The following is a 9,557-nucleotide window of genomic DNA, read 5'->3' as shown; positions in this document are numbered from 1 at the left end:
GCATTATTATTACCGCAGTAAGGACAAACTGTTCGATATGGTGTTTCAAAGCGCCATGGGAGAAATGATGGTCGATATTAAGGCCATCCTCGAAAAAGACGCCAGCCTGCAGGAAAAGCTGAGCGTGGTCGTGAACAGTTACATCACCGTGATCGCTAAAAACCCCTACCTGCCCCTGTTTATACTGCACGAGGTGAACCAGAACCCCGAAAGGATGGTGAAGCAGTTAACAGGCGTGCCCAATTTCCCCGAAATACACCCGTTTTTAAAAGATATACAAACAGCCGCAAAAAAAGGATTGATCCGCAAAACGGATCCCTTACAACTCCTGATCAGTGTTTTATCGATGTGTATATTCCCCTTCGTGGCCAAGCCCATGCTGAAAGGGATATTTCATATAGATGAAAAGGAATTTGAACAGTTTATTGAGGCCAGGAGATTTTTTATCGTCGATTTTGTAATGGCGGCACTCAGGCCGTAGTTTTTTTGCCCCTGTATTAACCATTTAGTTAAACAAATAAGTTAGTAATGAAAAAGACGTTTTGTCTGTTCGTTTTACTGTACGCCCGTGCCCTTTACGGCCAGGACTCCCTGCTTACATTGGAAACCTGCCAGCAAAAGGCCAGGGAGCATTACCCCTTGTTGCAACAGAAACAATTGCTGCAGTCAATCGCGGCGCTACAGGTAAAAAACGACCGTACTGCCTGGCTGCCCCAGGCCGACCTTAACGCCCAGGCCACTTACCAGTCGGACGTTACCAGCATACCCATTGCACTGCCGAATATGAAAGTGCCGGTACTGCCGAAAGACCAGTACAAGGCAACGGTAGATGTAAAACAGCTGATTTACGACGGGGGCGCCACCAACGCCCGCCAGCAATTGCGTGGCGCGCAGCAGGAAGCGGAATCGCAAAAGGTGGAAGTAGAGTTGTTTAAGTTGAAACAGCAGGTAACGCAAACTTACTTCAACGCCCTTATCTGGGAAGAACGTGCCAACGCCACCACCGTGATGATGGACGACATCCGCCAGCGGTTGGAACGTGTGAAGGCCGGCATTACAAATGGTACCACGCTGGCCAGTCAGGCCGACATACTAAACGCAGAATTGCTTAAATCGGAACAACAGTTGTTCGAAGCCCATAACGGGAAAAGCACGGCCATGCAGGTAATGTCGCTGTTAACGGGCATAAGCATTTCCGAAAACGTGCAACTCATCATCCCCCCAACCCAATTGGAAAAAGGACTGGATGTACAACTGCGCCCGGAGGTGGCGATGTATCGTTTCCAAACAGACGTACTCTCGCGCCAGTCGAAGATCACGGGTTTGGCCAATACGCCCAAACTCAGCGCCTTTGCACAAGGCGGTTACGGTAGGCCCGGACTGAATATGCTGGACAATCAATTCGATTTCTTTTACCTCGCCGGGCTGCGTTTTAACTGGACGATCTGGAACTGGCGGTATAATAAAACGGAGCAGCGAGCGATAGCCCTGCAGCAACAATCGCTCGCCAAACAATCGGAAACTTTCGTGATAGGCGCACAAAGCCAGCTGCTGCAACAGAACGCAGACATACGGAACCTGGAAAATGCGCTGGCAAAAGATCACAACATCGTGGAACTCCGGAAAAGAGTGCGGGAGGTATCCAGCGCCCAGGTAGATAACGGCGTGCTAACCGTACACGACTACCTCAGCGACCTGAGTGCCGAAACGCAGGCGGTGATCAGCCGCAAAACACATGAAATTCAATTGGTTTACGCCATCATCAATTATAACACCACTAAAGGACTTTAATATATGAAAGCAACATTAACACCCCTGGCACTGCTGATGTTATACGCCTGTGGAGGCGACGATCACGCGGCGGATGCCTATGGCAACTTTGAGGCTACGGAAGTCATCGTATCGGCTGAAGGTACGGGTAAACTGCAAACGTTTAACGTGGAAGAAGGTACCATGCTACAGGAAAATACAGTGGTTGGCAGTATCGACTCTACCCAGCTCCATTTGAAAAAGCAACAATTGGGCGCCAACATTAAAGCGGTACTGAGCAAAAAGCCGGACGTGGGTCCGCAGCTGGACGTGATACGCCAGCAAATTGCCACGCAGCAAAAAGAAAAGCAACGTATCGAAAACCTGCTGAAAGCCAATGCGGCCACGCCTAAACAGCTGGACGACATCAATGCGCAGATAGCGGTATTACAGAAGCAGTACAGCTCTACCAGTTCCTCCCTGCAAACGCAGATCAGTGGTTTGCAAAGTGAAACACAACCGCTGGAAGTGCAAATAGACCAGGTGCGCGACCAGTTAAACCAATCGCGCGTAATGAACCCGATCAGCGGAACGGTGCTGACGAAATACGTGGAAAAGGGGGAAGTGGTGAACTATGGCAAACCGCTCTACCGCATCGCCAACCTCTCCGAAATGACCTTACGGGTGTACATCGGGGCGGAGCAGTTATCGCAGGTGAAACTGGGCCAGCAGGTTAAAGTGCGCACCGATGCGGCAGACGGTAAGTATCACGAAACTTCCGGCAATGTATCCTGGGTGGCCTCAGAAGCAGAGTTTACGCCCAAGATCATACAAACCAAAGAAGAACGTACCCAGCTGGTGTACGCGGTAAAAGTGAAGGTAAAGAACGATGGTACGCTGAAGATCGGTATGCCGGGAGAGATCATCCTCGATAAATAGCGGTTATGCAACCTATCATTATCAACAATATAGACAAAAAGTTCGGCGATGTAAAAGCGCTGAACAACGTTTCCTTCAGCGTAGAAGAAGGGGAGTTGTTCGGGCTGATTGGTCCCGACGGCGCAGGCAAATCTACCCTGTTCCGCATTCTTACTACTTTATTGCTGGCCGATAAGGGCAGTGCATCGGTAATGGGTATGGACGTGGTAAAGGATTACAAAAAAATCCGCCGCTCGGTAGGTTACATGCCCGGCCGCTTTTCGCTGTACCAGGATTTATCCATAGAAGAGAACCTTCGCTTTTTCGCCACCATCTTTAATACAACGGTGGAACAGAACTACGACCTGATAAAAGATATTTACGTGCAGATAGAGCCGTTTAAAAAACGCCCGGCCGGTAAACTCTCCGGTGGTATGAAACAAAAGCTGGCCCTCTGTTGCGCCCTGGTACACAAACCCTCCGTACTGTTTCTCGATGAGCCTACTACGGGCGTAGACCCGGTATCCCGCAAAGAGTTTTGGGAAATGCTGCAACGCCTGCGGGAAAAAGGGATTGCCATCCTGGTATCTACACCTTATATGGACGAGGCGGTGTTGTGCGACCGGGTAGCGCTTATTCAAAAAGGTGAACTGATGGATATTAACACACCCGAAGGTATTGTGCGTCGCTTTGCCCAGCCGATGTGGGCCGTAGGGGCGGGCGACCGGTACCGGCTGATGCAGGATTTGAGGAGTTATGAAGATACCGCAAGCTGCTACGCATTCGGTGAATACCTGCATGTAACGCTGAAGAGCGGCGGGGCAGGAGAAGATGCACTGTGCCAGTACCTTTCTCCACACCAGGATTTAACGATGTTCCGCACCAGCGCGGGTATCGAAGATTGTTTCATGTACCTCATGCAGGAACAAAATCAATAACATGGACAAAGCCATCGTTACCGACCAGCTTACACGCCGCTTCGGCGATTTTATTGCGACCGATGCCATTACGTTTTCGGTAGACAGGGGGGAGATATTCGGCTTCCTGGGTGCCAATGGTGCCGGTAAAACTACTGCTATGCGTATGCTCTGCGGACTGCTTAAACCCAGCTCCGGCCATGCAAAAGTGGCGGGTTATGATATAGCCACCCAAACAGAACTAGTAAAAAAGAATATCGGTTACATGAGCCAGAAGTTCTCGCTGTACGAAGATTTGACCGTGAAGGAAAATATCCGTTTCTACGGAGGCATTTACGGGCTCAGTAACCAGCGTATCAAAGAAAAAACAGCACAGCTGCTCGATAAGTTACAGATCACGAAAGAAGCCAATCAGCTGGTAAGCTCGCTGCCATTGGGATGGAAACAGAAGCTCGCCTTCTCCATCGCCATCCTGCACGATCCTTCCATCGTATTTCTCGATGAACCTACGGGCGGTGTAGATCCCGTAACCCGCCGCCAGTTCTGGGACCTGATTTACGAAGCGGCGCATCAGAATGTAACCGTGTTCGTTACCACCCACTACATGGACGAGGCTGAGTACTGCGACCGCATTTCTATGATGGTGGATGGAAAGATAAAAGCACTGGATACACCCCGAAAACTAAAAGAACAATTTTCGGCCGTAAGCATGAACGACGTGTTCCTGCAACTGGCCCGCCAACAAACCGTTTCAAACCAGTAATATGCTCCAGTTCCTGGCATTTATAAAGAAAGAGTTTTATCACATCTTCCGCGACCGGCGCACGCTGCTCATATTGTTCGGCATGCCCGTTATACAGATCATCCTGTTCGGGTACGCCATTACCAACGAAATACGTAATGCCGAAATAGCCGTGCTGGACCAGTCGAATGATTATTATAGCAGTCGCCTCGTTCAAAAGATAGGCGCATCTGGCTATTTTAAAATAACCACCGCGCTGCAAAGCGAAAAGGAGATCACCGAAGCCTTTCGCGCCGGGCATATTAAAGTAGCACTCGTTATTCCCAAAAACTTCGGGTACAACTTTTACCACAACCATAAAGCCCCCGTGCAACTGATCACCGACGCCTCTGATCCAAATTCGGCCACGACGTTACTGAACTACGCCACCGCTATTGTTGGTAACTACCAGCAGGAAATGAGCGGGCAATTAAAACTGCCTCTGACCATTGATGTGCATCCACGTATGCAGTACAACCCCGCGTTAAAAGGTGTGTTCATGTTCGTGCCCGGCGTAATGACATTGATACTGATGCTCGTATCGGCCATGATGACTTCCATCACCATCACCCGGGAAAAAGAAACCGGCACCATGGAAATACTACTGGTATCGCCGTTGTCGCCGGGAATGATTATCGTGGGTAAGGTGGTGCCTTATATTATACTGTCGTTTATCAATGCGTTGGTAATCCTTAGTTTAGGTGTGTTTTTGTTTGGCATGCCGGTAAAAGGCAGCCTGTTATTATTGTTGATGGAATGCGGGTTGTTCGTACTCACCGCCCTTTCGCTCGGCATCCTCATCTCTACCATCACGGCTTCTCAACAGGCGGCTATGATGATCTCCATGGTAGGGCTGCTCATGCCTACCGTGCTGCTATCAGGCTTCGTATTCCCGTTAGAAAGTATGCCCCTGCCATTACAGATGTTCGCGAACATATTGCCCGCCAAGTGGTTCATTATCATTCTGAAAGATGTGATGCTCAAGGGTTCGGGACTGCTCGCCGTATGGAAACCCACTGCCGTGCTGCTGGGTATGACGGTGTTCTTTATTGCACTAAGTGTGCGTAACTTCAAAACCCGCCTTAGCTGATGCGTACCATCTTTTTTATACTGCAAAAGGAGTTCCTGCAGGTGTTCCGCAACCGGGCCATGTTGCCGATCATATTCGTAATGCCGGTTATACAACTGCTTATCCTGGCCTTTGCTGCCAACTACGAAATCAAAAACATCCGTATCGATATTGTAGACCAGGACCGGTCGTCGTGGTCGCAACGGCTGACGCACAAAATTTTAGCTTCCGGTTACTTCGAACTAAATGACGCTCCGCTCAGCGTAAAAGCGGCTTACGAACACCTCGCGCAGGATGATGCAGATCTTATCCTGGTTATTCCCCCCAACTTTGAACGTAACCTGGTGCGGCAGGATAAGGCCTCGCTGCAACTGTTGGTAAACGCCATCAATGGTAGTAAGGCCGGACTGGCAAACGGCTACGCTACCAACATCATCAGGAGTTTCAATAAAGATGTACGGGCAGAGTGGCTGGCGATGGATGAGCGCAACGGTCCGCCCCGCATCGACGTTACTTATTCCAACTGGTTTAACCAGGAAATGAATTACAAGTACTTTATGGTACCAGGCATCCTGGTGGTATTAGTCACCATGATCGGTGCGTTCCTCTCGGGCATGAACATCGTAAAGGAGAAGGAGGTGGGTACTATCGAACAGCTGAACGTAACGCCCATCCGCAAACATCACTTTATAATAGGCAAGTTATTGCCCTTCTGGATTATCGCTTTGTTTGAGCTCGCCTTCGGTTTATTACTGGGTAAACTCATCTTCCATTTACCGATGGAAGGCAATGTGTTACTCATATTCCTGTTTGCCGCCGTATACCTGGTTGTTATGCTGGGTATGGGATTGCTCATTTCAACCTTTACCGACACGCAGCAGCAGGCCATGTTCATTACCTGGTTCTTCATCATCATCTTCGTACTGATGAGCGGCTTGTTTACGCCGGTGGAAAGTATGCCAGACTGGGCGCAGAAAATTACCTGGTTCAATCCCATCACCTATTTCGTAAAAGTAATCCGTATGGTCATGTTAAAGGGGAGTGGCTGGGAACATATCAGGCACTACTTCTTTATTATGTGTGCCTTTGCCGTTGTCATAAACGCCATCGCTGTATGGAATTACAGGAAAACGGTTTAAGTAACAGTTGTAGGTAAAACAATGCCCGGGTAATCATGCCCGGGCTTTCTCAAATTTATCAGGGATTAAAAAAATTTGCAATGTATATACTAAAGTTTGTACTTTTGATGCCATTAAAGCGCATGTTGATTGTTCGTGGCCACCGTTAACCGGTTTGTGACCTTTGAGCTGCGAATGAATTACCAGACCTTTTAAAGAAATTATATCCGGAAAACTTTTTTTTGTTAATGCAAGTATATAACAGAACTGCAGGCATCACCCATATCACCACGTACAGAAAAAAGACGGGTATCATTCCTGGGCAAATTAAAAATCATATTCTAAAGCTTTAACACACCCCTATGGCATTAAGGAAAGTACTTCCCGCGTTTGATAACCTCGACAAGCTCAAGGTGTTTATCGACAGTAAATCCGGAGGCGCGTACGCCACAAGCATCGCAATAGATCAATGGGTCGACTTTGTTGTGAACGCTAACCAGCGCTGCCTTGTTATTAAAAAATCGGCCGCCGCCGGTGCTAAGGTGGTTTTTGTAGAACCCAATGTGGTAGACATACTGCCCATTGCACCCAGCACCTTCTTCAGCAGTTTCAGGCGCGGTATGGCGGCCTTCGTGGTAAACCTTTTTATTAACGGTGGACAATGGAAAGTAGCGCACCAGGTTGAAGAGTGGATACTCGAAATTCAGCAATAATTAATAAACAATAACTATCATCTATGAATCAAACCTTTAATTACAGGGAGAAGTATTCCTGGGGCTTTCTTTTTACGGCCGCCGTTGGCCTGGCAGGCATTGTGTACGCATTTATGAAACCATTTAACCTTAGGTACCGCAACTTCACCCTGCTGGAGTATCCTAACAGCAAGTACGCGGTTATCGCAGCGGGCATCCTGTTTATCGCCTACGCTATTCACAAGTTTTTTAAGATGCGCGCCATCAACAGTGGTTCCGCCGTTCAGGTGTCTAACGAAGGCATGAGCTTTTCCGAAATCAAAAGTTACGCGCCCGTAAACACCAGCCTTTTGTTCGCTGAAGTAAACGAATTATGGAACAAAGAGGACAAAGATGATGGAGAATCCATGATACTTTATACTCAGAACAGTAAAAATCGTTACGAATTTTTTGCTGAGAATTTTGAATCAATGGGAGAGTTTACTAACTTTAAAAAGATATTGGAAGCAAAGTGTGTTCAAATTACGAATCGCGAAGCCGTTCAATAAAACTTTTTTACTTACTAACCCATTTTCACCAAAAGCCGTTTCGTTCAAAGCGAAACGGCTTTTGTGTTTCTGAAACATAGGCTGGGACAAGCTTTCGGGGTACTATTGAGCCGCCGTTGTGTCACTCCCTTCAGCGACAGAAATGCTACCGGGCAACTTTTTTCTTTTCCATCTCAGCGGTATTTACACCGTCCGATACCTATTGCAGGAACAACATCAGCCACTCATTAATTAGCGGCCTCCGCCTCCTTTAACATACTCGTCAGCAATTTTCCCAACGTTTTCAATCCATCATCTATCCTTTTACTCCACGGATGACTGTAACTAATGCGAAGGCAATTACCATAACGTTCCTGTAAAGTGAAAATTCTGCCCGGCGCAATGGATATCTTTCTCTTTAATGCCTGTTCGTATAACTCAAACGTGTTAATACGCGGGTTCAGTTCCAGCCACAGCACAAAACCACCCTGTGGCCTGGTTACACAAGTGTCCTCGGGGAAGTATTCGGTAATGGCCTGCATGTAACGCAGGCATTGCATGTGCAGCATCTTCCGCATTTTACGCAGGTGGTGTTCGTAACGGCCGTTCTCCAGGAAGTGTGCAACCGCCGCCTGCGGTAAGGTGGCAGAGGAAATAGAGTGATTCAGTTTAAGACGCAGTACTTTCTCTTTGTACCTGCCTGGCACCGTCCAACCAACACGGTAACCGGGGGCCAGCGATTTTGAGAAGGAATTACAGAGCAGCACGTTGCCGTTGGTATCGTAAGTTTTGCAGGTAGTAGGGCGTTGTTTCCCGAAATAGAGGTCGCCGTAAATATCATCCTCTATCAAAGCTATATCGTATTTATTAACGATGCGCACCAGCTCCCGTTTGTTTTCATCAGGCATCAGGGAGCCCAGCGGGTTGTTAAAGTTCGTTACGAACAGGCAGGCTTTGATCTTAAAGCGGGGGATGGCCTGTTCAAGGTATTTAAGATCTACGCCGCACACGGGGTTGGTAGGTACTTCCAATACTTTTAATCCCAAACTTTCCGCTAACTGGAATGCCCCGCAGTAAGCCGGACTTTCCAGCGCGATCACATCTCCCGGTTCGGTAACGGCCGACAGGCAGAGGGTTAACGCATCCATACAACCGGTGGTGGTCACTACATCCTCTTCGGTAAGTGTGCCGCCCCAGTGAAGGCTCATACGGGCAATTTGCCTGCGCAGATCGATGTTGCCCTGCAAACTTTCGTAGTTGATACCTCCGCCCGGCAGCGTACGTATGGCATGTATCATGGCTTTACTCAACCTCGCACCTGGGAGTATGCTGTCGGGCGGAGCTGCCAGCGAAAAACGCAGGATGCGGTCGTCGGGCATGTCGTAAAACACCTGCGTGATCATTTCACTCACACTTACATCGGCCACCTTTTTTACCGGTGCGCAGGTCTTGGGCATGTCGGGCAGTTTGCGCGGCGAAAAGCGCGCATAATAACCCGATTTCGGCCGCGGTTCTATCAGGCCTTTACGTTCCAGGTGATAATACGCCTGGAAGGCGGTGCTTAAACTAATACCTTGTTCCTTGCTGAGCGTGCGTACAGATGGCAGTTTGTCGCCTATTTTAATTACTTCTTTCTCTATAAGTTGTTCGATGCGGTCTGCCACCTGCTGGTAAAGATGATCTGCCATAAGAGGAGCGATTTATCACGGTGCAGGTCAAAAGTACACCAATTCTGAATTTTAATTTGCGCAACTGAAAAATTGCACTAATTTCGAGCAACTCAAAA

10 protein-coding genes are annotated in these 9,557 nt (G+C 48.4%); 9 read left to right on the top strand and 1 reads right to left on the bottom strand.

Annotation, left to right across the window (positions count from 1 at the left end; translation table 11 throughout):
* The 9 genes from QZT80_RS06480 to QZT80_RS06440 all read left to right on the top strand — a co-directional run.
* On the top strand, positions 1-481 hold a 481-nt coding region (locus tag QZT80_RS06480; protein WP_295119388.1), incomplete at its 5' end, for a hypothetical protein.
* Positions 482-528: 47 nt separating this feature from the next.
* Entirely contained in the window at positions 529-1,791 is a 1,263-nt protein-coding gene (locus QZT80_RS06475; protein WP_295119387.1) for a TolC family protein, read from the top strand.
* 3 nt (positions 1,792-1,794) lie between these two features.
* Positions 1,795-2,688, top strand: a complete 894-nt coding sequence (locus QZT80_RS06470; RefSeq protein WP_295119385.1) for an HlyD family efflux transporter periplasmic adaptor subunit — start codon at positions 1,795-1,797, stop codon at positions 2,686-2,688.
* Between the two features lie 5 nt (positions 2,689-2,693).
* The gene (locus QZT80_RS06465) at positions 2,694-3,605 is read left to right on the top strand and encodes an ABC transporter ATP-binding protein (RefSeq protein WP_295119382.1); all 912 of its coding nucleotides are present in this window, start codon (positions 2,694-2,696) and stop codon (positions 3,603-3,605) included.
* Position 3,606: 1 nt separating this feature from the next.
* Positions 3,607-4,347, top strand: a complete 741-nt coding sequence (locus tag QZT80_RS06460) for an ABC transporter ATP-binding protein (protein WP_295119379.1) — start codon at positions 3,607-3,609, stop codon at positions 4,345-4,347.
* Between the two features lies 1 nt (position 4,348).
* A complete protein-coding gene (locus tag QZT80_RS06455) occupies positions 4,349-5,455 on the top strand; it encodes an ABC transporter permease (protein WP_295119376.1) in 1,107 nt (368 codons plus the stop codon).
* The gene (locus tag QZT80_RS06450; RefSeq protein ID WP_295119373.1) at positions 5,455-6,573 is read left to right on the top strand and encodes an ABC transporter permease; all 1,119 of its coding nucleotides are present in this window, start codon (positions 5,455-5,457) and stop codon (positions 6,571-6,573) included. Before QZT80_RS06455 ends, QZT80_RS06450 begins: the two co-directional genes overlap by 1 nt.
* Positions 6,574-6,914: 341 nt before the next feature.
* Positions 6,915-7,265 carry a hypothetical protein gene (locus QZT80_RS06445; protein WP_295119369.1) on the top strand — a complete coding sequence of 117 codons (351 nt, stop codon included), beginning with the start codon at positions 6,915-6,917 and terminating at the stop codon, positions 7,263-7,265.
* A 23-nt stretch (positions 7,266-7,288) separates the two neighbouring features.
* Positions 7,289-7,792, top strand: a complete 504-nt coding sequence (locus QZT80_RS06440; protein WP_295119366.1) for a hypothetical protein — start codon at positions 7,289-7,291, stop codon at positions 7,790-7,792.
* 227 nt (positions 7,793-8,019) lie between these two features.
* On the opposite strand, the gene QZT80_RS06435 is transcribed toward QZT80_RS06440, so the two are convergent.
* Positions 8,020-9,459, bottom strand: coding sequence for a PLP-dependent aminotransferase family protein (locus tag QZT80_RS06435; RefSeq protein ID WP_295119363.1), 1,440 nt, complete (start codon positions 9,457-9,459; stop codon positions 8,020-8,022).
* Positions 9,460-9,557 lie beyond the last annotated feature (98 nt).

Source organism: uncultured Chitinophaga sp. (genome assembly GCF_902168175.1).
Taxonomy (GTDB): Bacteria; Bacteroidota; Bacteroidia; order Chitinophagales; family Chitinophagaceae; genus Chitinophaga.
The sequence above is the reverse complement of the archived record's forward strand: the minus strand, read 5'-3'. Positions and strand labels throughout refer to the sequence as shown.

Excerpts from the sequence above, each read along its gene's own strand:
- QZT80_RS06475 (WP_295119387.1), top strand. The coding sequence starts at position 529 with ATGAAAAAGACGTTTTGTCTGTTCGTTTTACTGTACGCCCGTGCCCTT.
- QZT80_RS06470 (WP_295119385.1), top strand. The coding sequence starts at position 1,795 with ATGAAAGCAACATTAACACCCCTGGCACTGCTGATGTTATACGCCTGT.
- QZT80_RS06465 (WP_295119382.1), top strand. The coding sequence starts at position 2,694 with ATGCAACCTATCATTATCAACAATATAGACAAAAAGTTCGGCGATGTA.
- QZT80_RS06460 (WP_295119379.1), top strand. The coding sequence starts at position 3,607 with ATGGACAAAGCCATCGTTACCGACCAGCTTACACGCCGCTTCGGCGAT.
- QZT80_RS06455 (WP_295119376.1), top strand. The coding sequence starts at position 4,349 with ATGCTCCAGTTCCTGGCATTTATAAAGAAAGAGTTTTATCACATCTTC.
- QZT80_RS06450 (WP_295119373.1), top strand. The coding sequence starts at position 5,455 with ATGCGTACCATCTTTTTTATACTGCAAAAGGAGTTCCTGCAGGTGTTC.
- QZT80_RS06445 (WP_295119369.1), top strand. The coding sequence starts at position 6,915 with ATGGCATTAAGGAAAGTACTTCCCGCGTTTGATAACCTCGACAAGCTC.
- QZT80_RS06440 (WP_295119366.1), top strand. The coding sequence starts at position 7,289 with ATGAATCAAACCTTTAATTACAGGGAGAAGTATTCCTGGGGCTTTCTT.
- QZT80_RS06435 (WP_295119363.1), bottom strand. The coding sequence starts at position 9,459 with ATGGCAGATCATCTTTACCAGCAGGTGGCAGACCGCATCGAACAACTT.